This is a genomic window from Bifidobacterium apousia, from assembly GCF_007559275.1.
Classification (GTDB): domain Bacteria; phylum Actinomycetota; class Actinomycetes; order Actinomycetales; family Bifidobacteriaceae; genus Bombiscardovia; species Bombiscardovia apousia.
In genome coordinates, this window is record NZ_VMHK01000003.1 from 1 (window position 1) to 22023 (window position 22023).

Genomic DNA, 22023 nt, shown 5'->3' on the forward strand with positions numbered 1-22023 from the left:
AACAAACCTCCCCAAAGGATTCAAACGCTTGGCTGACCCAGTCCCCCGCAACCATGGGCAGCGCATGAGCAAATCGTATCACGCACCGATGTGAGCGTCGAATCCCCCGGCAATTCACCCAGGCTCAGCTGGCCGCCACGCCGCCCACTGCGGGCAGGGCGCCGACCATGAGCATGATGGCCACGAAGATGGCCAGGCCGATCCGGTAGATGACGAATCCCCGGTAGGAGAAGCGCGAGACGATCTTCAAAAAGGCGATGATGACGATGTATCCCAGCAGGAAGCTGACCACGGTGGCGCAGATGGTGGCCCCCCAGCCGGGGAAGGCGGCGTCCGCGTTGATGTTTTTCAAGGATTTTACCGTCTCGAGGATGCCGGCGCCGAAGACGGCGGGGATAGCCATGAGGAAGCTGACCCGGGTGGCGGACTCGCGGGTGTAGCCCAGGGCGCGACCGAAGGTCATGGTGCCGCCCGAGCGGGAGACGCCGGGGATCAGGGCCAGCATCTGCCCGATGCCGAAGAGCAGGGCGTCGCGGGCGCTCATCTGCCGGATCTCCTTGTTCTGGCGGCCGTGGCGGTCGAAGTAGTCCAGCAGCAGGCCGAAGACGATCAGCACCACCACGGTGATCCAGAGGTTGCGCAGCTTGGTCTCGATGATCTTCTGGAAGAGCAGTCCCGCCACCACGATGGGCAGGGTTCCCAGAATGATGTACCAGCCCAGGGCCGCGTCATGGTCCTTGGAGCCCATCCGCTCACGCCAGGAGGAGCCGTCCTTGCCGGCCAGGCAGCGGAACCAGTGGGTCAGTATGCGGGCAATGTCATGCCGGAAGTAGAGCAGGACCGCCAGCTCGGTGCCGAATTGGATGATGGCTGTGAAGGCCGCGCCCGGGTCCTGGCCCAGCAGACCGCCCACGATGCGGATATGGGCGCTGGATGAGACGGGGAAATACTCCGTCAGGGCCTGCACCAGGCCGAACAGAATGGCTTCGAAGAAATTCATGGACCCCTCTTGCTATGTCGGACAACAATGGCAAGCATAGCCACCGCGCGGGGCAGGCAGAGCCAAGGGCCGGGCATGTCTCGCAGAATGCCCACAATGGGTCTTGTCGGAATCGACGACTCGACGATTAGGGGTGTGGATCATCATGGCCAAGACCTACAGAAAATCCAGGGGCGGGGCCCCGGCGGGATTCTTCGAGTGCGAGGGGCGCGGGCTGCAATGGCTGGGCCAGGCCCAGGCGCAGGGCGGTCCCCGGGTGGTGGACGTCTACGACTGGGGCCCGGACTACCTGGACATCGAGGAGGTGGCCTCCGCCTCCCCCACGCCTGGTGCGGCCTACCGTTTCGGCGCCCAGCTTGCCCACATGCATGATGCCGGGGCCGACCACTTCGGTTCCGCGCCCGAGGGCTACACGGGCACCTGCTACTTCGGACCCCTGCAGGATCCGCTGCCCATGGATGTGGGTGCCTGGGACGACCCGGCCACCTACTGGGCCAAGGGGCGGCTGGAGCCCATGGTGGGCATGGCCATGGATCGGCGCGCCCTGAACCGCGAGGACATGAAGATGACCGAAGAGGTGATCCAGGCCCTGCCGGAGCTGCTGGGCGCGGCTGCCAATGACAAGCCCGCCCGGGTCCACGGGGACCTGTGGAGCGGGAACGTCATGTGGACCAGGAACGACGGGAACACCCAGGCCGTCCTGATCGACCCTGCGGCCCATGGCGGCCACCGCGAGGAGGACCTGGCCATGCTGCAGCTGTTCGGCATCCCCTACCTGGGGCAGATTCTGGACGGCTACCAGAGCGTGCATCCCCTGGCGGCCGGCTACCAGAACCGGACCACGCTCTGGCAGCTCTACGCCATCGCCGGGCACTGCGCCTTCTTCGGCGGTGGCTATGTGAGCGAGTACCGGTCCATGTGCCGGTCGCTGCTGGGCGGACTCAGCCGACTCAGCTGAAGATGTCCTTGAGCTTGCCGAAGATCCCCTTGCGGCCCCCGACTCCGGCAGGCTTGGCGCTCTGCGGGACCTGCCTGGCTTCGGAGTCGTGGCTGTTGGCGAAGTCTTCAATCAGGCGGCGCTGATCGTCGTCCAGCTTGGTAGGGATCTGGACCAGCACGTGGACGATGATGTCGCCGCGCTCCTCCCGGTTGCCGAGCCTGGTTACTCCAAGGCCCTTGATGGTGATCTCCTGGTCGGGCTGGCAGCCGGCGGGGATATCCACCTGGCGCTGGCCGTCGAAGGTCTCCAGGTCAACCTGGTGGCCCAGCACGGCCCAGGTCATGGGCACGGCGATCCAGCAGTGCAGGTCCTGGCCGCTGCGGGTGTAGTGCTTGTCGGGCTTGATGGTGATGTCTATGTACAGGTCGCCGGCGGCACCGCCGCCCTCGCCCACCTCGCCCTGGGAGGCCAGCCGCAGCCGGGAGCCGTCAGCCACGCCTGCGGGCACGTTGACGCCCACCTCGCGCCGGGTGCGCACACGGCCGTGGCCGTTGCAGACCGGGCAGGGGTGCTCGATGATGGTGCCGTGGCCCTCGCACCGCTCGCAGGGTGCCTGGCTCATCATCTGCCCCAGCAGGGTCCGCACCACCTTCTGGGCGTAGCCCTTGCCGTTGCAGACCGGGCAGGTCACCGGGGAGGTCCCCTTCTGGGCCCCCGAGCCGCCGCACTCCTGGCAGAGGCCGTAGGTGCTGATGGGGGCGCGTACCACGCCGCCGAAGATGGCGGTCTTCATGTCCACGGAGACCTGGGCCAGGGCGTCCCGGCCGGGCTGGGTGCGCGGAATGGGCCCCTGGGCGGCGCCCCCGAAGCCGCCGCCGAAGAACTGGTTGAAGACGTCGCCCATATCGAAGGGGCTGCCTCCCTGGGAGGCCTGCGGGTCGTTGGGGTCTACGCCCGCGTCGTACATGCGCCGCTTCTCGGGGTCGGAGAGCACCTCGTAGGCGCTGTTGACCTCCTTGAACTTGTCCTCGTATTCAGGCCCGGCGATGTCCGGGTGGTACTTGCGGCTCATCTTGCGATAGGCACGCTTGATGTCCTGATCGCTCGCGCCGCGCTCGACTCCCAAAACCTCGTAGTAATCTGCCACCGATCATCCTTTTCGTTTGATGCCCTCTCGACCCATAGTTGCATGGGCCCACGATACCTATGACTTATGCGTTTGCCTTGACGGTCACGGCTCCCCGTCGCCGGCCAGGAAACCGGTCAAATACGAGGCGACGGCACGAACCGCGCTCATGGTAGCCGGATAGTCCATGTGGGTCGGGCCGATGGAGCCTACGAAGGCCACGGGCTCGTCGGCTTCGGAGCCGTCGGTCTGCCTGGACCGGGCATGCCCGTATCCGCTGGTCACCACCGAGGCGTGGGCCAGCTCCGGGGTCCGGGTCTCGGTGCCGATGGCCACGCTAACCCCGTTGCTTTCACGTGAGAGCTCACTCTGGGCCCGCATGAGCCGCATGAGCACCACCTGTTCCTCCAGGGCGTCCAGCAGCGAGCCCAGGTCCCCCAGGGAGACGGCCTGGCTGTGGGTCAGCTGGGAGGTGCCGGCCATGTAGAGGCCGCTGGTCTGTTCCCGGGTGGCCATCTCGTCGAAGACCGTGGCCACCAGGCGCAGCATGGACTTGTCTCGGCCCTCGGTGAGGGAGTCGGCCAGCATGCGGCAGCGGTCGGCGGCGCGGTCCAGGGGCAGGTCCTGGCACTGTCGGTTGATCTTGTCGGACAGATCCGCCAGGGCGTTCGGGTCCTCCTGCAGGGGCCCGTGCAGGGTGCGCTGGACCACCCGGCCGGTGTCGGTGATGACCACCATAAGCACGGTCCCCCGGCTCAGTCCTATAAGCTCGGCCCGGCGCAGGTTCGAGCTGGCCAGGGAGGGCGAGGCCACCACGGCGATCTGCCCGGTGATCTGGGCCAGAAGCCGGGCGGCGTGCTGCAGGGTGTCCTCCAGGTTGACCGACCCGGACAGGAAGGCATTGATCCCCCGGCGCTGCGCGGCGGACAGGGGCACGATGGTGGCCAGCCTGTCGACGAAGTAGCGGTAGCCCTTCTGAGTGGGGATGCGGCCGGCCGAGGTGTGGGGCTGGACCAGGTAGCCCTCGCTCTCCAGGGCCGCCATGTCGTTGCGCACGGTGGCGGAGCTGACTCCAAGCTGATGATTTCTGGTGAGCGAACCTGACCCTACCGGCTCGCGAGAACGAATATAGTCCTCGACGACCGCGCGCAGCACCAGCATGCGTCTGGTATTAGGCAATGTCGCTCCTTCCGTCATGGTTTCATTATTAGCACTCGGGCCATGAGAGTGCCAAAATGTCGCGCGAAGAGCCGAATTGTGTCGTCTCAAACCGATACGATGGAAGCGCAATGTGAAGGTAATCGAACATTTTCGACACAAGTCGAACATGGAGACCTCTAGATTGGAAGGAAAGCAGCACCATATGGCAGATTTCACATGGTCCGAACTCGATGAGCGGGCTGTCAAGATGGCCAAGGTCCTCTCGGCCGACGCGGTCGAGAAGGCCGGAAGCGGCCACCCCGGCTCCCCTATTTCGCTGGCGCCCATCGCTTACGCGCTCTACCAGCACTTCATCCGTCACGACCCCAACGACCCCGACTGGGTTGGGCGTGATCGGTTCATTCTTTCCGGCGGCCACGCCTCGCTGACCCAGTACGTGCAGCTCTACTTCTCCGGGTACGGACTGACCCTGGATGATCTGAAGCGTTTCCGCACCGCCGGCACCAGGACCCCCGGCCACCCCGAGTACGGCCTGACCCCCGGCATCGAGATGACCACCGGCCCGCTGGGCCAGGGTCTGGCCTCGGCCGTGGGCTTCGCCTATGGTCAGCGCTACGAGCGCGGTCTGCTGGATCCGGATGCACCCGAGGGGCAGTCCCCCTTCGACCATAAGATCTGGGTCATCTGCGGCGAGGGCGACGTCGAGGAGGGCGTCTCCTCCGAGGCCAGCTCCCTGGCCGGCGACCAGCGCCTGGGCAACCTGACCGTCATCTTCGATGCCAACCACATCCAGATCGAGGGCGACACCCGCATCGCCCTGGGCGAGGACATCCTCAAGCGCTACCAGGCCTACGGCTGGTACACCGACGAGTTCAGCTTCATCCAGCCCGACGGCTCCTACAAGGAGGACGTCGAGGGCCTGGCTGCCGTCCTGGAGAAGGCCGAGCAGGTCACCGACCGGCCCAAGTTCATCAAGGTGGACACCCTGATGGCCTGGCCCACCCCCGGCAAGACCAACGATCCTTCAGCCCACGGCTCAGCCCTGGGCGCCGAGGCCGTCGCCGGCCTGAAGAAGACCCTGGGCTACGACCCTGAGCAGAGCTTCCAGATCGACGAGGAGGCCCTGGCCCACGCCCGCGAGGTCGCCCAGCGCGGCCTGGCCGCCCACAAGGACTGGGACGAGAAGTACCAGGCCTGGCGCAAGGCCAACCCCGACAAGGCCGACCTCTACGACCGCATCCATGCCGGCAAGCTGCCCGAGGGCTTCGACAAGGCCCTGGACGACCTGGAGGCTGGCTTCGAGCCCGGCTCCAAGGTGGCCACCCGCAAGGCCTCCGGCGCAGTCATCAACGCCCTGGCCCCCATCATGCCCGAGCTCTGGGGTGGATCCGCCGATCTGGGCGGCTCCAACAACACCAACATCAACGGTGCCGTCTCCTTCGCCCCCGAGGCCGACAAGACCGTCCAGTGGCCCAAGGCCAGCAAGTACGGCCGCCAGCTGCACTTCGGCGTGCGTGAGTTCGGCATGGGCGCCATCACCAACGGCATCCTGCTGGGTTCGGACACCAGGCCCTACAACGGGACCTTCTTCCAGTTCAGCGACTATGAGCGCCCCTCGGTGCGCCTGGCCGCCCTGATGGACATCCCCAACCTGTATGTCTGGACCCACGACTCCGTGGCCCTGGGCGAGGATGGCCCCACCCACCAGCCCATCGAGCACCTGACCGCCATGCGCGCCATCCCCCAGATGGAGGTTGTGCGCCCGGCCGATCAGTACGAGACCGCTGAGGCCTACCGCGCCTTCTTCGAGAAGGACAACACCCACCCCACGGCCATGATCCTGACCAGGCAGGGCGTGCCCACCCTGGAGGAGACCAAGGCCAAGGCCCGCGAAGGCGTGCGCAAGGGCGCCTACGTGCTGGTCGACACCGAGGGCCAGCCTGATGTGCTCATCATGGCCACCGGCTCCGAGGTGCAGCACGCTGTGGTCGCCTCCAAGACCCTGGCTGAGCAGGGCGTCAAGGCCCGCGTCATCTCCGTGCCCTCGCTGGAGTGGTTCGAGGAGCAGGACGACGAGTACAAGGAAGCCGTTCTGCCCGCCTCCGTCAAGGCCCGCGTCTCCGTCGAGGCCGGACTGGCCACGCCCTGGTACAAGTACCTGGGCAGCTATGGCAAGCCCGTCTCCATCGAGCAGTTCGGCCTGCAGGGCAGCGGCGACGAGAACATGCGCGACCTGGGCATCACCGCCGATCATGTGGTCGAAGCAGCACAGGCCTCCCTGGAGGAAGTCCGTCGGGCCCGCTGAACCCGGCATCGTGATCAATCGGGGGCCGTCCGCGACGCCGGCCCCCTCCCCTGCAGGCACGCCCGAAACGCGGGTCTGCGGGAATACAGCAACAGACTTCCCGGTAGTGCATAGTGAATGTGATTCCATCGGGAACCCAAATAAGGAGTGACAAGATGGCAGAAAATGCAAACACCCAGCGCACCAGTGATTCAGGTGTCTCGATCTGGTTGGACGATCTGAGCCGCACCCGCATCGAGTCGGGCAATCTGCAGCAGCTCATCGCTGAGCGCAATGTGGTGGGCGTGACCACCAACCCCTCGATTTTCCAGAAGGCCCTGAGCCAGGTGGGTCCCTATGACGAACAGCTCAAGCAGCTGGGCCGCATCCCCGTCGAGGAGGCCGTCCGCGAGCTGACCACCACCGACGTGCGCAACGCCACCGACATCTTCCGCGAGGTCGCCGAGAAGACCGACTACGTGGATGGACGCGTCTCCATCGAGGTTGATCCTCGTCTGGCCCACAACACCGAAGAGACCGAGAAGCAGGCCGAAGAGCTTTGGAACAAGGTTGACCGTTCCAACGCCATGATCAAGATCCCCGCCACCCTGGAGGGCCTGCCTGCCATCACCGCCACCCTGGCCAAGGGCATCTCGGTCAACGTGACCCTGATCTTCTCCCTGGAGCGCTACAAGCAGGTCATCGACGCCTTCATCGAGGGCATGGTCCAGGCCGACAAGAACGGCCATGACCTGAAGCACATGGGCTCGGTCGCCTCCTTCTTCGTCTCCCGCGTGGACACCGCGGTCGACAAGCTGCTGGAGGCCAACGGCTCTGACGAGGCCAAGTCCCTGGAGGGCAAGGCCGCTGTGGCCAACGCCCGCCTGGCCTACGAGCTCTTCGAGAAGGCCTTCGACAGCGATCCCCGCTGGGCCGACCTGGAAGCCAAGGGCGCCAAGCGTCAGCGTCCGCTCTGGGCCTCCACCGGCACCAAGAACGCCGCCTACTCCGACTGCAAGTACGTGGACGAGCTGGTGGCCCCTGACGTGGTCAACACCATGCCTGAGAAGACCCTGAACGCTCTGGCCGACCACGGCAACGGCGCTCCCTCGGTCAAGGGCACCTACGAGGAGAGCCACCAGGTGATGCAGAAGCTGGCTGACCTGGGCATCAGCATCAAGGACGTGACCGACAAGCTGGAGGCCGATGGCGTCGCCGCCTTCATCGACTCCTGGGATTCGGTCCTCTCGGACGTGCAGAAGGGCATCGACCGCGTCAACGGCTGAGCGCCTGATGACAGTCGCTGACTGACAGTCGCAGCTATTAAAAATTGTGCCCCGTCCGATTTGAACCGGACGGGGCACAATTGATATCAGTTACTCGTTGATATCGGTTACTCGGCCTTGGTCTCCTCGACCACCTGCTGCAGGGTGGCGATCAGGGCTGGGCTGTCGTTGGGCATGTTCAGCCTGGTCAGGGTGCCGCCGGCGGACTCGATGGCCTTGGCCAGCTCCATGTCCACGTCATAGCAGATCTCCAGGTTGTCGGCGATGAAGCCGATCGAGGCGGAGACGATGGTCTTCATGCCGCTCTCGGTGATCAGATCCTTGGCCACCTTGACGAAATCAGGGCCGATCCAGGGCTCCTGGGTGCGGCCAGCCGACTGCCAGGCCAGCACGTACTGGTCCTCATTGAGACCGGCGGCCTGAGCCACGGCATTGGACAGGCCGATGACCTCATCCTTGTAGGGGTCCCCTCCCTGGATGATGCGCAGGGGCAGGGAGTGGGCGCTGAAGATCACCTTGGTGTCCGGCCGGTCGGTCAGATCCTTCTTGGCCACCAGCTGGTCGCTCCAGAAGTGGATCAGCTCCTGGTGGTTCCACCAGGAGCTCACGGGCAGGTATTCCATGCCCGGATGGGCCTCGACGGCCTTGCGGGCACGGTTGTGGTAGTCCTCGCTCGAATAGGAGGAGTACTGCGGGGCCAGCGGCAGGCCGATGACCCTGGTGATGCCGTCGGCGGCGATCTGGTCGACCGCATCCTTGATGAAGGGGGCGATGTACTTCAGCCCCTCGTAGACCTTGTAGGCGCCGGGGTGGGCCTTGTCCAGCGCAGCCTGGAGGCCGTCGCGCTGGGCCGTGGTGATCCTTGCCAGGGGCGAAGGCAGGCCGATGGCCTTGTAACGGCCGACCAGCTGGTCCATGAGCGGCTTGGGCGGCTCCTGCCCATGGCGGATGTTGGTGTAGTACCCCTTGATGTCGGACTCCTGGTAGGGGGTGCCGTACGCCATGAGGAGGACTGCTGTAGGTTCAGTCATCAGCAACTTCTTTCTGTGAAAATGGAATGCAGTATGTCAGGCCGATATTGACCAGGGCTATGACGATGACCACCAGGAACATGTTCCTGTAGGAGGCCAGCCCGGCCTGTCCGCCCGACTTGCCCAGCTCAATGGCTGAGGCGAAGAGCAGGGGGGCGATGGTGGTGCCGATCTTCTTGCAGGCCGACAGCCCGCCGATGGCCTGCATGCGGTTCTCGGGCCCGGCCAGCCTTCCGGCGATGACCTGGAGCGGCGAGGACATCATGGAGCCCATGCCCACCCCCATCAGGAAGGACAGGACCATGAAGAGCTGCAGGTTGTGCAGGGTCAGGGTGATCACCAGGGCCATCAGGCCTATCAGCGACGATGAAAAGACGAGCGTGGTCCGGTAGCCGAACTTGTCGACCAGGAGACCGCCCAGCCAGGACCCGACCACAGAGCCGAGCCCGACGCCGACCATGACCATGCCGGCCGAGCGGACCGGGAGCCCGAAGACGGAGTGGACATAGGTTGGAATGTAGACGAAGAGGGAGAAGAACATGCCTCCCAGGGTCCCCAGCAGCAGGGTGAGCCCGTAGGAGGGCAGCTTGAGCAGGCGGATGGGCAGGAAGGGCATGGTCTCGCTTGAACCGCCCAGATTGCGCTCATGCACCAGGAAGACCGCGCCGGCCACCACGGTGACCAGGAGGCATCCGATGATCAAAGCCAGATAGGTCGTGCCGTACTGCAGGAAGGTGATCGCCACCATCAGCAGGGCCAGAGCGATGCTGAAGGAGCCCAGGCCCAGGTAGTCGGTCTTCCAGGCGCGGTCGGTCTTCGAGTCGCCCATCATGAACCAGGCCAGAACAAACAAAATGGCCAGGAAGGGCAGCATCATGAAGTAGTAGGCCCGCCATCCGTGGGTGATGCCCAGGAGCATGCCCGAAAGGACCGGGCTGACCATGGCGGAAAGGCCGGCGATGATGCCCACCGTGGAGACCTTCCTGCCCTGGTTGTTCCTGCGGGCGCGCTGCAGCAGGACGTTCATGGACAGGACCATGATGCCGCTGTCTCCCAGGGACTGGATGAACCGGCCCAGCAGCATGACCGCATAGTTGGGCGAGACCGCCGTCATCAGACATCCAAGGAACCAGAAGGCCAGCTCCCAGAGGAAGACCTTCCTGGTCCCGTGGGCGTCGGAGAGGTTGGAGGTGATGGGGGTGCCCACCACCAGTCCCAGGGTGTAGAGTCCGACCACCCAGGAGGAGCCCATGGTGGTCAGGCCGAAGGTCCGTGTGATGGACGGCAGCATGGTCGGCACCGCTCCCCCATCCAGCTGGGTGATGAAGACGATGACCATGAAGAACCATATGGGCGTGGAAAGGATCGATCTTCGCTCTCTTGTGGACATGGTGCTACTGTCCCAACTGGTCCGTGAGCAGCCTGTCGATGCGCTCAGGATCGGTCCGGGTGCCTACCAGGAAGTAGGGGAATTCGCCGTAGATGGAGCTGGCTTCGATGTAGCGCATCTCGGTGACGATCTTCTTGAATTGGACAGCGTCGTCGGCGAAGAGGGTGACGCCCCACTCATAGTCGTCCAGGCCGATGGAGCCCGTCAGGATGATGGAGACCTTGCCGGCGTAGGAACGGCCGATCTTGCCATGGTCGTGCATGTAGGCCTTGCGCTGGTCGTAGGGCAGCGTGTACCAGTTGGCGCCGGGGACCCGGGTCTTCGACATGGGATAGAAGCAGATGTAGGGCTTGTCAGGGGTCTTGGGATGCAGACTGGCGTTGACGTAGGACCAGCCACGGTCCGTGGTCGGTTCGCCCGAGTAGAGGCCCACCTCGGTGACCGACACATAGGAGATGGTCGGCTCCAGATAATCGGAGATGCGCAGCTTCTCCAGGGAGGTCTCGACCTCCTGCAGCTGATCCAGGGTCTCCCTAAGAACCATCAGGCCCAGGTCGGCCTTTTGCCCGTTGACCTGGCACCAGTAGTGGCTACCCTTGCCCTGGGACTGGACCTCGTCCAGCTGTGCGGCCAGGGCCTTGAACCCATCCAGGCATTCCCGGCGCTCGTCCTGGGGCACTCGGCGCCACTTGGCCCAATCGATCTTCCAGAAGAGATGGAGGCAGAACCAGCCCTCCAGGCTCGGTGCAGCTTGCTCAGCCATGAGCACATCCTTTCGCTTGCTTAGCTTGCACGACAACGTGTGATATGCCGCTAATTCGGCACACAGTTACTCACTCTATCCGTCAGCCGGCTGGATCGTTGGATTATCGGTGCATTGTGAATGACATATTGTGGTAATAGTCAAGGACTATGGACCTTGCATTAAAGTCGCCCAGATATGGAAAAACCCCGGTCGATGCCGGGGTCAGGTATTGCAGGTATTGGTTGCTGGAATCAGGCCAGCTTGTACTTGGTAATGAGATCCAAGGCGATGATGATGGCCACCCAGATCAGGGCCACGATAATGGTCAGCCGGTTCAGATTCTTCTCGGCTGCGCCTGAGGTGCCAGCGTTGGAACCGATTCCGCCGCCGAACATGTCGGACAGGCCGCCGCCCTTGCCCTTGTGCAGCAGAATCAGCATGGTCAGCAGTATGCTGGCGAGGATCACAACGACTTCGAGCACAATCTTGACAATGGTCACGGCACATACCTCCATGTAAGGAACTGGGAACAAGTATACAGACACCCGGGGAAAAACGCATCAGCCCTTGGCAGCCAGTCGCACGATCCGCGCGAACTCCTCCACATCAAGGGAGGCGCCGCCCACCAGAAAGCCGTCCACGTCCGGCTGGGTGATCATCTGGGAGGCGTTCTTGGAGGTGACCGAGCCGCCGTAAAGAATGCGGACGGCCTGGCCGGCAGGCTCTCCGAACTTGCCTGAGATGTGGTCGCGGATGGCCCGGGCGGCCTGTTGAGCGGTGTCCGGGGTGGCCACCATGCCCGTGCCGATGGCCCAGACCGGTTCGTAGGCCACGATCAGGTTTTCCATGTCCTCCTTGGCCAGGTCGCGGGTGACGTCGTTGACCTGGCCAACGGCGAAGTCCAGCTGGATGCCCTGGCGGCGCTCCTCGTAGCTCTCCCCCACGCAGAGGATGGGCTTCATGCCTGCAGCCAGGACGGCCCGGACCTGGTCGACGATGTTGGCATCGTCCTCAGGATGGTACTTGCGCCGCTCGGAGTGGCCCACGATGACGTAGCTGCAGCCCAGCTGAGCCAGCATGTCCGCGGACACATCCCCGGTGAAGGCGCCCTGGGCGGTGACTGAGACGGCCTGAGCCCCGTATTCGATGGGCAGGTTGTCGGCCTCCACCAGCACCTGGACGGAACGCAGGGCGGTGAAGGCGGGCATCAGAGCCACCTGGCAGCGCCTGCGGTCGAAGTGGGCGTCGCGCAGGAGCCAGGCCAGCTTCTGCACGAAATAGGTGGCTTCCAGGTGGTCGAAGTTCATCTTCCAATTGCCGGCCACCAAGGGAATGCGTGCCATACCAGACCTTTCCATCCGCGCAACAACAACAATGCCGGGCCGCCGGATGCGAAACCCGGTGACCCGGCATTGCCCGTCTGTCTGCCGATTTTACTCCAGCACCTTCAGGCCCGGAAGCTCCTTGCCCTCAAGGAACTCCAGGGAGGCGCCGCCGCCGGTGGAGATGTGCGAGAAGCCATCCTCGGGGAAGCCCAGGTTGCGCACGGCCGAGGCGGAGTCGCCGCCTCCGACGATGGTGAAGGCTCCGGCCTTGGTGGCGTCGACCAGGCCCTGGGCCACAGCCCGGGTGCCATCGGCGAATGCCGGGAACTCGAAGACGCCCATGGGACCGTTCCAGACCACGGTCTTGGAGTCCACGATCTTGTCGTGGAAGAGCTTCTGGGAGTCGGGACCGATGTCCAGACCCATCTTGTCTGCAGGGATGCCGTCGGCAGGAACCACCTGGTGGGGCGAATCCGCCTTGAACTCGTCAGCCACCACGATGTCGGTGGGCAGGACCAGCTCCACGCCCTTCTCGCGGGCGGTGGCCATGTAGCCCTTGACGGTGTCGACCTGATCCTCCTCCAGCAGGGAGGAGCCGACCTCATAGCCCTCGGCCTTGAGGAAGGTGAAGACCATGCCGCCGCCGATGACCAGACGGTCGGCCTTGCTGAGCAGGTTCTCGATGACGCCCAGCTTGTCGGAGACCTTGGAGCCGCCCAGGACCACCGTGAAGGGCCGCTCGGGGTTCTCGGTCGCCTTGGACAGGGCCTTGACTTCCTTCTCGACCAGCAGGCCTGCTGCGGAGGGCAGGAACTTGGCCACGGAGTAGTTGGAGCCCTGGGCGCGGTGGACCACGCCGAAGCCGTCGGAGACGAAGACATCGCCCAGGTCGGCGATCTTGCGGGCGTAGGCGTCACGCTCGGCCTCGTCCTTGCTGGTCTCCTCGGGGTTGTAGCGCACGTTCTGCAGCAGAACCACGTCGCCGTCGTTCATGGCGGCCACCTTGGCATGGGCATCGGGACCATAGGTGTCCTCGGCCAGGGGGACCTGCACGCCCAGCAGCTCGCCCAGGCGGGCGGCCACGGGGGCCAGGCTCAGCTCGGGAACGACCTTGCCCTTGGGGCGACCCAGGTGGGCCATGAGGATGACCTTGGCGCCCTGGCCACGAAGCTGCTCGATGGTTGGCAAGGCGGCGCGGATGCGGCCGTCGTCCGTAATGGTGGTGCCGTCCAGCGGCACGTTGAAGTCCGCGCGGACGAGCACGCGCTTGCCCTTGAGATCACCGAGGCTCTTCAGTGTTTTCATGCGTATCCTTTCTGACTGCGGGTCCATGCGCCCGCTCCCCTGCCATGGTACTCAGGCAGACCGACCTGTGTGAGCTATCTCACTCTTGTGTGGCCTCTTCCTCGGCCCTCTTCTTTTCGACCTTGGTGGCCAGCTGCAGCAGACGGCGGATGCGTCCGGCGATGGCATCCTTGGTGACCGGCGGGTCGGCCAGGCGGCCCAGCTCTTCCAGGGAGGCCTCGCGGTGGTCCAGACGAAGCTGGCCGGCCGCACGCAGGTTCTCGGGGATGTCATCGCCCAGAATCTGGAAGGCCTTGGTGACCTTGGCGCTGGCCTCGACGGCGGCCTTGGCGGAGCGGCGCATATTGGCATCGTCGAAGTTGGCCAGGCGGTTGGCCTTGCCGCGGGATTCACCGTCGCTGCGCTTGCCGGTCCACTCACGGGAGGACTTGGGGGCGCCCATCAGGTTGAGCATGCGTTCGATCACGTCCGGGTCGCGCAGAGTGACACGCTCGGAGCTGCGCACCTGGCGGGCCTTGGCGTTGATGCCCAGACGGCGGGCGGCGCCCACCAGGGCCAGGGCGGCTTCGGATCCAGGGCAGACGATCTCCAGGTAGGAGGCCTTGCCCGGGTCGGACAGCTCGCCATGGGCCAGGAAGGCCCCTCGCCAGGCGGCCTTGACCTGGGCGATGTTCCCGGAGACGATGTCGGCGGGGAGACCGCGAACCGGATGCTTGCGACGGTCCAGCAGGCCGGTCTGCAGGGCCAGGGCGCCGCCCGCCCGCAGCACGCGGACCGAATAGCGGGTCAGGTTGCCGGTGGGGGCCTGCCGCTTGACCTGGATCAGATCGGAATCATGGCCGTAGACGTCCCTGATGGTGTTCTGCAACCACTGCGCTGCCGGCAGGGAGTCGAATTGCGCTTCCACCACGATGTGACGCTGAATGATGTGCAGTCCGCCGCCAAAGCGGATCATGGCCGCCGATTGTGCTTTCTTGGCAGAGGGGGGTTCGTTGTCAATCGCGGCCAGCTCGCTTTTGACATCATCAAGTAGGGCCAAGAGCCGTCCTCCTACGAAAAAATACTGAAAAATGAATACTTCTTGGCCGCGCGACACACCTGCCGCGCCGACCACCGGATTACTGTGATACCGAATATCTTGGACAAATTGCGCCTTTGGCTATCCGCGGGAACGGTGCGGCAGCTCGCGGGCCGAGACCGTCACCTCCATTCCCCGGGACCGCAGACGGGCGGCCAGAGCGTCCGCCATGGCCACTGAGCGGTGCTGTCCGCCAGTGCAGCCAAAGGCGATGGTCACATAGTGCTTGTCCTCGCGCGCATAGCCGCTGAGCGCGGTCAGAATGGCCGTCGTGTAGGCATCCAGGAACTCCTTGGCGCCCTTGCTGGCCATCACATAGTCGCGGACCGGGCCGTCATGGCCGTTCAGGTCCCGCAGCTCGGGGACCCAGTAGGGGTTGGGCAGGAAGCGCACGTCGGCTACGAAGTCGGCATCGATGGGCAGGCCGTACTTGAATCCGAAGCTCATGATGTGCACGCCCACGGTGGTCGGGCCGGAGCCCAGGACCATTTCGTACAGGCGGGTGGAGAGCTGATGGATGCTCAGGTTGGAGGTGTCGATGACCATGTCGGCACGCTCCTTGAGCCCGCCCAACAGGCGGCGCTCCTCATGGATGCCGTCGATCAGGCGGCCCGAGCCCTGCAGGGGGTGGGGTCGGCGGACGGACTCATAGCGTTTGACCAGCACCTGGTCGGAGGCATCCAGAAAGAGGATGCGGCAGCGCACGCCTAGATCGTCCAGGTGGCTGAGCACGGCCGACAGGTCGTCGAAGTAGGAGCGGGACCGGACGTCGATGACGGCAGCCAGGCGGTGCAGGGAGCTTCCGGCCGAGGTCATCATGTCGACCAGGGGCACCAGCAGGCGCGGGGGCATGTTGTCGACCACATACCATCCCATATCCTCCATGGAGTCGGCAGCGTGGGAGCGGCCTGCGCCGGACATGCCCGTGATCAGCAGTACCTCGAAGCCTGCGAAGGGCGGTTTTTCCGTCGTCATCGTCATGCCTCCCTCAAGGCTTGGTCCATGGCGGCCACCGGAACAGCGGCCAAGGGTCGGTCGGTCATCAGCGCCACCTGACGCACGGCTTGATAAAGCAGCATGCGTTCACCGCTGATGGCCCGTGCGCCCGGCCGACGGCAGAAGGCCTTCATGAGCGGGGTGGGCCGGGGGTCATAGGCCACATCCAGCAGGACCGGGCTCATGCGGCCAGGGTCGTCAGCCGTATTGAACAAATCGGCCAGGGGGTCGGCAGCACCCGAAGGCAGGGTAGAGACGACAATATCGGCCCCGGCCAAGGCTTTTTCGGCTGCCTCAGCCTGGTCCATGGCGGTGACGGTTGGCTCAGGCAGGTCCAATCGGGAAGCGAGGTCCAGCATATGGTCGCAGTGCTTCGGATTGCGGGCCAGCAGATCCACACGCACGACCCCCAGCACCTTCAAGGCGCAGAAGGCGGACTCGGCGGTGTTCCCGTTGCCGATGACCAGGGCCCGCGCTCCCCTATACGGCTGGTCGGGAAGCTGGCCCTGCCGACCCTGACCTGCTGCCTTCAGCAGGGCGGCCAGATCGTCAGGGTCTTCGCCGGGCCGGCAGCGGCCGGCAGCCTCCAGCAGGGCAGCCACAATCCCCTCCACGTCGGTGTTGTACAGGGACAGCCCATTGGCGGGGCCACCCTGCTCAAAGACTGCGGTGTTGGCTACGCCCAGGATCCTGGACCAGCAGTCACGAAAATCGCCCAAGGGGCCGACGGCACTCTTCAAGGGCATGGTCAGGCTGAGACCGGCCCAGGACGGGTCAAGGCCATGGATAAAGTCCGCCAGGCCGTCAGCGTCCATGCGCACACGGTCGTAACGCCAGCCGTCCAGGCCAAGCGCGGCATAGGCTGAGCGATGCAGGAGGGGCGAAAGGGAATGGCTGATGGGGTCGCCCAGGACGGCACAACGACGATCAGGCCCATTCATATCTGCAATCACGCACCAATCACGATCAGGGCATGGCCTTCTGCCAGCCTTCTGAGCCATTTTATCGCTGGCTGTCCCCGGCCTGATCCTGGTCGCTGTGCAGGGCCTGGTAGATGGCCTCGGCCTTGGCCGAGCCGATGCCCTTGACGGCCTCCAGCTCCTCCTGGGATGCCTGGCGCATGCGCTTGACCGACCCGAAGTGATTGAGCAGCTTCTTCTGGTAGGCGGGGCCGATGCCCGGAATCTCGTCCAGGGCCGACCGGAGGGCACCCTTGCGCCGGGTCTGCCGGTGGTAGGTGATGGCGAACCGGTGGGACTCGTCGCGCACACGCTGCAGCAGGTACATGCCCTCGGACTGGCGTTTGAGGATGATGGGATAGTCGTCGTCAGGCACCCAGACCTCCTCCAGGCGCTTGGCCAGCCCGCACAGGGCCACGTCGTCCACCCCGCAGTCGTGCAGGGCCCGGGCGGCGGCGGTCACCTGGGGCTTGCCGCCGTCGACCACGACCAGGTTGGGCTTGTAGGCGAAGTGGCGGGCCGCGGTGTTCTGCTGGACGATGGCCCCCTCCTCCTGCTCCACCAGTTCGGGCGCCTTGTCGCTGGCCTTGCGCTCGGCCTCCAGGCTGTCGCCGCTGTCACCCGCAATGTTGCCGTGTCGGAAGCGCCTGGTCAGGGTCTCGTAGATGGCGCTCATATCGTCCACAGCGCCCTTGCCGTCCTCGCCGCGGATGGCGAAACGGCGGTATTCGGACTTCTTGGGGACTGCGTCCTCGAAGACCACCATGGAGGCCACCTGGAACTGGCCGCCCACGGTGTTGGAAATGTCGTAGCACTCGATGCGCAGCGGAGCTCGGTCCAGGCCCAGTGCCTTGGCCACGTCGTTCATGGCCTGGGTGCGGGTGCCCATGTCGCTCATGCGGCTGAGCTTGCTGCGCTGCAGGGCCTGGCGGGCGTTGGCGTTGGCCCGGTCCATCAGGGACTTCTTCTCACCCCGGCTGGCCACCCGGATGGTCACTGAGGACCCGCGCAGCCCCCGCAGCCACTCCTGCAGGTCGCCGGTCCGGTCGGGCTGGATGGGGACAATGACCTCGGGAGGCACCGGGGAGATGGGGGCCAGCAGGTCGGCGCGTCCGGTCTGATCCTGATGGCGATGCCGGCTCCTGGTGGCCTTGGCCCGCGCTTCGGCATCCAGGGCCGTGACCTTCTGGGTGGAACCCATGGCGTCCCTGTCCTGGCTGATGGAGACAGGAATGTCGGAATCCCCGGGCAGCTTGTGCAGCTCGCTGTCGTTCTCATTCATCAGATCCGAGTAGACCTGCACCAACAGGTCGCTGATCAGTTCGCTGTCGGAGACGTCCTCGACCCGCTCCACGCTCCAGTTGCGTTCGCCGCGGATGGCTCCCGAGCGCACGAAGAAGGCGTGGACCGAGGCCTCCAGTTCGTCCGAGGCCACGCCGAAGACGTCCACATCCACGTTGGAGGCGAAGGCCACGGCGTTCTGCTCGATGACCGTGTCCAGCATGGCGATCTGGTCGCGCAGGCGGGCGGCCTTCTCGAAGTCCAGATCCTTGCTGGCCTTCTGCATGTTCCTGGTCAGCCCGGCCCGGTAGCTCTTGCCCAGCCTGCCGGTGATGACCCCGGTCAGCTCAGTGCAGAGACGACGGTGGTCGCTGGCGCTGATCCGGCCCACACAGGGGGCCGAGCACTTGCCGATGGAGGCCAGCAGGCAGGGGCGGCCGCTGAGCTTGGCCTTGCGGAAGACGCCGGGAGTGCAGGTGCGCACCGGGTAGGTCTTGAGCAGGGCGTCCAGGGTGTGCTTCATGTCCCAGACCTTGGCGTAGGGGCCGAAGTAGCGGGTGTCGTGCCGCTTGCGCACGCGGGTCATCCATACCCGGGGGAACTCCTCGCCCACGGAGACGGCCAGGTAGGGGTAGGTCTTGTCGTCGCGCAGCTTGACGTTGAAGCGCGGGTCGAACTCCTTGATCCAGGTGTATTCAAGGGTCAGGGACTCCAGGTCGGTGCCCACCACGGTCCACTCCAGGCTCCGGGCCGTCAGCACCATGGTCTGGGTGCGCGGGTGCAGGTTCTCCAAGGGCTGGAAGTAGTTGGTCAGACGGTTGCGCAGGTTCTTGGCCTTGCCCACGTAGATGACCCGGCCGTCGCCGTCCCGCCACTTGTAGACCCCCGGCTGGGCGGGGATGTCGGAGGTCTTGGGGCGGAAGAGGTCACGGCTGTCGCCCAGCAGGGGCGCGCCGTTCTTGTTGACGCCGGTCGTAGCGCCGGTGGCGGACTCCTCCTCCAGGGCTTGGGCGGTGCGTCGCCATACCTGCGGCGTGTGCCGCTCGAAGCAGCTGCGGGTCATGATCGTGTGGCCTTGGCTACCTTGGCGGGATCCAGCATGGGCTTGAGGTACTTGCCGGTCCAGCTGTCCGGGTTGGCGGCCACCTGCTCCGGGGTGCCCTGGGCCACCACGGTGCCGCCGCCGTCGCCGCCCTCGGGACCCAGGTCGATGATCCAGTCGGCGGTCTTGATCACATCCAGGTTGTGCTCGATGACGATGACCGTGTTGCCCTTGTCGACCAGGCCATGCAGGACCTTGAGCAGCTTGCGCACGTCCTCGAAGTGCAGGCCCGTGGTGGGCTCGTCCAGGATGTAGACGGTCTTGCCGTCGGAGCGCCGCTGCAGCTCGGTGGCCAGCTTGACCCGCTGGGATTCGCCTCCGGACAGGGTGGGCGCCGGCTGGCCCAGGCGGATGTAGCCCAGGCCCACGTCCACCAGGGTGTCCAGGTAGCGAGCGATGGAGGGATAGGCCTTGAAGAAGCGGGCGGCCTCCTCGATGGGCATGTCCAGCACATCCGAGACGGTCTTGCCGTTGTAGGTGACCTCCAGGGTCTCCCTGTTGTATCGCTTGCCATGGCAGGTCTCGCACTGCACGTAGACATCGGGCAGGAAGTTCATCTCGATCTTGATGGTCCCGTCACCGTGGCAGGTCTCGCAGCGGCCGCCCTTGACGTTGAAGGAGAAGCGGCCTGGACCGTAGCCGCGCACCTGGGCCTCGGGGGTCTTGGCGAAGAGCTGGCGGATCTTGTCCCAGACGCCGGTGTAGGTGGCCGGGTTGGATCGCGGGGTGCGGCCGATGGGGTTCTGGTCCACGTGGATGACCTTGCGCACCTGGTCCACGCCCTCCACCCTGGTATGCTTGCCGGGCACGATGCGGGCGTTGTTGAGCTGGTCGGCCAGCACCGGATAGAGGATGGAGTTGACCAGGGTGGACTTGCCGGAGCCGGAGACGCCGGTGACCAGGGTCATGACCCCCAGCGGGAAGGAGACCTTGAGGTTCTTCAGGTTGTTCTCCCGAGCCCCCACCACGGTCAGCTGCCGGGTCTTGCTGGTCTTTCGACGGCGCTTGGGCACCTCGATGGAACGGCGACCGGCGATGTAGTCGGCGGTGATTGAACGGGAGGCCTTGACCAGATCCTGCGAGCGCCCGGAGAAGATGACCTCCCCGCCGTGCTCGCCGGCTCCCGGGCCGATGTCGACCAGCCAGTCGGCCTGGCGGATGGTGTCCTCGTCGTGCTCGACCACAATCAGGGTGTTGCCCAGGTCGCGCAGCCGCTGCAGGGTCTTGATCAGCCGGTCGTTGTCCCGCTGGTGCAGGCCGATGGAGGGCTCGTCCAGCACGTACATGACGCCCACCAGGCCCGAGCCGATCTGGGTGGCCAGGCGGATGCGCTGGGCCTCGCCGCCGGAGAGGGTGGCTGCCGCCCGGGACAGGGTCAGGTAGTTCAGGCCCACGTCGTTGAGGAAGCGCAGGCGGGCGCGGATCTCCTTGAGGACTTCCCCGGCGATCTTGGCCTGGGCGCCCTCCATGTGCAGGCCTTCGATCCACTTCAGGCTGGCGGACACGGCCATGTCGCAGACCTGGGCGATGGACAGGCCGTCCACGGTCACGGCCAGCACCTCGGGCTTCAGGCGCTTGCCCTGGCAGACCTGGCAGGGCACCTCGCGCATGTAGGACTCGTAGTACTGCTTCATGGGCTGCGAGTCGGTCTCGTCGTGGCGGCGCATCAGGGTGCGGACCACGCCCTCGAACCCGGTGGTGTACTCGCGCAGGCGGCCCCAGCGGTTCCGGTAGGAGACGTCCACCTTGAAGTCGTGCCCGTACATGACGGCATGGCGGACTTCCTCCGGCAGATCCTTCCAGGGGGTCGAGGTGGAGAAGCCCATCTCCTTGGCCAGGCCGTCCAGCAGGTGGCCGTAGAAGCGCTGCTGGCTCTTGGTGCCGCTCCAGGGCTCCACGGCCCCGTCCTTGAGGCTCTTCTCCGGGTCGGGCACCACCAGCTCGGGGTCGATCTCCAGGTTGAATCCCAGGCCGGTGCAGGCCGGGCAGGCTCCGTAGGGGGCGTTGAAGGAGAAGGTCCGGGGCTCGATCTCGTCCAGCTCCAGCTCGTGGCCGTTGGGGCAGGACCGCTTTTCGGAGAAGGGCTGGCGGCGCTCGGGATCCTTGGCATCCAGATCCACGAAGTCGGCCACCACCGTCCCCTTGGCCAGTCGCAGGGCGGTCTCCACAGAGTCGGTCAAGCGCTGGCGCATGCCCTCACGGATGACCAGCCGGTCCACGACCACCTCGATGGTGTGCTTCTTCTGCTTGGTCAGCTTGATGGAGTCGGACAGCTGGTGCATGTCCCCGTCGATGATGGCCCTGGAGTAGCCGTCGGAGCGCAGGAGCTCAAGGGTCTCCACGAACTCGCCCTTACGGCCCTTGACGATGGGAGCCAGCAGCTGGAAACGGGTCCCCTCCGGCCTGGACATGAGAGTGTCGACGATCTGCTGCGGCGACTGGGCGCGCACCTCGGCCCCGCAGACCGGGCAGTGGGGAATGCCTGTCCTGGCGAAGAGCAGACGCAGGTAGTCGTAGACCTCGGTGATGGTGCCCACGGTGGACCGGGGGTTGCGATTGGTGGTCTTCTGATCGATGGAGACGGCAGGGCTCAGGCCCTCGATGAAGTCCACGTCGGGCTTGTCCATCTGGCCCAGGAACTGGCGGGCATAGGCGGAGAGGGACTCCACGTAACGGCGCTGACCCTCGGCGAAGAGGGTGTCGAAAGCCAGGGAGGACTTGCCGGAGCCCGACAAGCCGGTGAAGACCACCATCCGGTTGCGGGGTATGGACAGGTTGACGTTCTTGAGGTTGTGGGCCCGGGCGCCCTGGATGACGATCTTGCGGTCGTTGGGCACCATGGACAGGTCCGCCACCAGGGACCCCTTGGATTCGATCATGCGCGGGTTCTCGATGGCCGCGTCCACTGTCGACTTAGGCTTGTTCTGCTGCTTCACGTGCTTCCCATCCGCTTCCCTGAAGACCCATGGCCAAGGCTGAGGCCAAAGCCTGACCATACTATCGCCGGGGCCGAA

At 65.2% G+C, this 22023-nt stretch carries 17 protein-coding genes; 3 read left to right on the forward strand and 14 right to left on the reverse strand.

Annotated elements, in window-relative coordinates; translation table 11 throughout:
- Positions 1-124: 124 nt before the first annotated feature.
- Complete coding sequence (locus tag FPK30_RS05025) at positions 125-1000, reverse strand: undecaprenyl-diphosphate phosphatase (RefSeq protein ID WP_029678827.1); 876 nt, start codon at positions 998-1000, stop codon at positions 125-127.
- Between the two features lie 145 nt (positions 1001-1145).
- Between FPK30_RS05025 and FPK30_RS05030 the strand changes: the two genes are divergently transcribed.
- Positions 1146-1958 carry a fructosamine kinase family protein gene (locus tag FPK30_RS05030; RefSeq protein WP_144085580.1) on the forward strand — a complete coding sequence of 271 codons (813 nt, stop codon included), beginning with the start codon at positions 1146-1148 and terminating at the stop codon, positions 1956-1958.
- Here the strand turns inward: FPK30_RS05030 and dnaJ are convergent.
- Both dnaJ and hrcA read right to left on the reverse strand, forming a co-directional pair.
- The gene (gene dnaJ / locus FPK30_RS05035; protein WP_144085581.1) at positions 1951-3087 is read right to left on the reverse strand and encodes a molecular chaperone DnaJ; all 1137 of its coding nucleotides are present in this window, start codon (positions 3085-3087) and stop codon (positions 1951-1953) included. The two genes, FPK30_RS05030 and dnaJ, sit on opposite strands and share 8 nt — an antisense overlap.
- A gap of 84 nt (positions 3088-3171) precedes the next feature.
- On the reverse strand, positions 3172-4245 hold the full coding sequence (gene hrcA, locus FPK30_RS05040) for a heat-inducible transcriptional repressor HrcA (RefSeq protein ID WP_144085722.1): 1074 nt from the start codon (positions 4243-4245) through the stop codon (positions 3172-3174).
- 184 nt (positions 4246-4429) lie between these two features.
- On the opposite strand from hrcA, the gene tkt reads away from it, so the two are divergent.
- Together tkt and tal are read left to right on the forward strand one after the other, a co-directional pair.
- Entirely contained in the window at positions 4430-6532 is a 2103-nt protein-coding gene (tkt, locus tag FPK30_RS05045) for a transketolase (RefSeq protein WP_144085582.1), read from the forward strand.
- A 155-nt stretch (positions 6533-6687) separates the two neighbouring features.
- Positions 6688-7797: a transaldolase gene (tal, locus tag FPK30_RS05050; protein ID WP_144085583.1), complete on the forward strand. Its 1110-nt coding sequence runs from the start codon at positions 6688-6690 to the stop codon at positions 7795-7797.
- Positions 7798-7904: 107 nt separating this feature from the next.
- Here the strand turns inward: tal and hemH are convergent, their stop codons facing one another.
- The 11 genes from hemH to uvrA all read right to left on the reverse strand — a co-directional run bounded on the left by hemH (position 7905) and on the right by uvrA (position 21888).
- Positions 7905-8828, reverse strand: coding sequence for a ferrochelatase (gene hemH, locus FPK30_RS05055; RefSeq protein ID WP_144085584.1), 924 nt, complete (start codon positions 8826-8828; stop codon positions 7905-7907).
- Complete coding sequence (locus FPK30_RS05060) at positions 8821-10218, reverse strand: MFS transporter (protein WP_144085585.1); 1398 nt, start codon at positions 10216-10218, stop codon at positions 8821-8823. The genes hemH and FPK30_RS05060 overlap by 8 nt, the downstream gene beginning before the upstream one ends.
- A gap of 4 nt (positions 10219-10222) precedes the next feature.
- Positions 10223-10981, reverse strand: a complete 759-nt coding sequence (gene hemQ / locus FPK30_RS05065; protein WP_144085586.1) for a hydrogen peroxide-dependent heme synthase — start codon at positions 10979-10981, stop codon at positions 10223-10225.
- A gap of 233 nt (positions 10982-11214) precedes the next feature.
- Positions 11215-11463: a preprotein translocase subunit SecG gene (gene secG, locus FPK30_RS05070; protein WP_101432389.1), complete on the reverse strand. Its 249-nt coding sequence runs from the start codon at positions 11461-11463 to the stop codon at positions 11215-11217.
- A gap of 60 nt (positions 11464-11523) precedes the next feature.
- Entirely contained in the window at positions 11524-12306 is a 783-nt protein-coding gene (gene tpiA, locus FPK30_RS05075; protein WP_024628060.1) for a triose-phosphate isomerase, read from the reverse strand.
- A gap of 90 nt (positions 12307-12396) precedes the next feature.
- Positions 12397-13593 carry a phosphoglycerate kinase gene (locus tag FPK30_RS05080; RefSeq protein WP_024628061.1) on the reverse strand — a complete coding sequence of 399 codons (1197 nt, stop codon included), beginning with the start codon at positions 13591-13593 and terminating at the stop codon, positions 12397-12399.
- Between the two features lie 79 nt (positions 13594-13672).
- Positions 13673-14632, reverse strand: coding sequence for a DNA-binding protein WhiA (gene whiA / locus FPK30_RS05085; protein ID WP_144085587.1), 960 nt, complete (start codon positions 14630-14632; stop codon positions 13673-13675).
- Between the two features lie 120 nt (positions 14633-14752).
- The gene (gene rapZ, locus FPK30_RS05090) at positions 14753-15646 is read right to left on the reverse strand and encodes an RNase adapter RapZ (protein ID WP_144085588.1); all 894 of its coding nucleotides are present in this window, start codon (positions 15644-15646) and stop codon (positions 14753-14755) included.
- Between the two features lie 2 nt (positions 15647-15648).
- Positions 15649-16620 carry a shikimate dehydrogenase family protein gene (locus FPK30_RS05095; RefSeq protein ID WP_198199082.1) on the reverse strand — a complete coding sequence of 324 codons (972 nt, stop codon included), beginning with the start codon at positions 16618-16620 and terminating at the stop codon, positions 15649-15651.
- A 49-nt stretch (positions 16621-16669) separates the two neighbouring features.
- Positions 16670-18970 carry an excinuclease ABC subunit UvrC gene (uvrC, locus tag FPK30_RS05100; RefSeq protein WP_144085589.1) on the reverse strand — a complete coding sequence of 767 codons (2301 nt, stop codon included), beginning with the start codon at positions 18968-18970 and terminating at the stop codon, positions 16670-16672.
- The gene (gene uvrA, locus FPK30_RS05105; protein ID WP_144085724.1) at positions 18967-21888 is read right to left on the reverse strand and encodes an excinuclease ABC subunit UvrA; all 2922 of its coding nucleotides are present in this window, start codon (positions 21886-21888) and stop codon (positions 18967-18969) included. Before uvrA ends, uvrC begins: the two co-directional genes overlap by 4 nt.
- Positions 21889-22023: the final 135 nt, after the last annotated feature.

What these genes read in the sequence shown, in the direction of transcription:
- FPK30_RS05025 (WP_029678827.1), bottom strand. Translation starts at nt 1,000, where the DNA reads ATGAATTTCTTCGAAGCCATTCTGTTCGGCCTGGTGCAGGCCCTGACG.
- FPK30_RS05030 (WP_144085580.1), top strand. Translation starts at nt 1,146, where the DNA reads ATGGCCAAGACCTACAGAAAATCCAGGGGCGGGGCCCCGGCGGGATTC.
- tkt (WP_144085582.1), top strand. Translation starts at nt 4,430, where the DNA reads ATGGCAGATTTCACATGGTCCGAACTCGATGAGCGGGCTGTCAAGATG.
- tal (WP_144085583.1), top strand. Translation starts at nt 6,688, where the DNA reads ATGGCAGAAAATGCAAACACCCAGCGCACCAGTGATTCAGGTGTCTCG.
- hemH (WP_144085584.1), bottom strand. Translation starts at nt 8,828, where the DNA reads ATGACTGAACCTACAGCAGTCCTCCTCATGGCGTACGGCACCCCCTAC.
- FPK30_RS05060 (WP_144085585.1), bottom strand. Translation starts at nt 10,218, where the DNA reads ATGTCCACAAGAGAGCGAAGATCGATCCTTTCCACGCCCATATGGTTC.
- hemQ (WP_144085586.1), bottom strand. Translation starts at nt 10,981, where the DNA reads ATGGCTGAGCAAGCTGCACCGAGCCTGGAGGGCTGGTTCTGCCTCCAT.
- tpiA (WP_024628060.1), bottom strand. Translation starts at nt 12,306, where the DNA reads ATGGCACGCATTCCCTTGGTGGCCGGCAATTGGAAGATGAACTTCGAC.
- FPK30_RS05080 (WP_024628061.1), bottom strand. Translation starts at nt 13,593, where the DNA reads ATGAAAACACTGAAGAGCCTCGGTGATCTCAAGGGCAAGCGCGTGCTC.
- rapZ (WP_144085588.1), bottom strand. Translation starts at nt 15,646, where the DNA reads ATGACGACGGAAAAACCGCCCTTCGCAGGCTTCGAGGTACTGCTGATC.
- uvrC (WP_144085589.1), bottom strand. Translation starts at nt 18,970, where the DNA reads ATGACCCGCAGCTGCTTCGAGCGGCACACGCCGCAGGTATGGCGACGC.
- uvrA (WP_144085724.1), bottom strand. Translation starts at nt 21,888, where the DNA reads ATGATCGAATCCAAGGGGTCCCTGGTGGCGGACCTGTCCATGGTGCCC.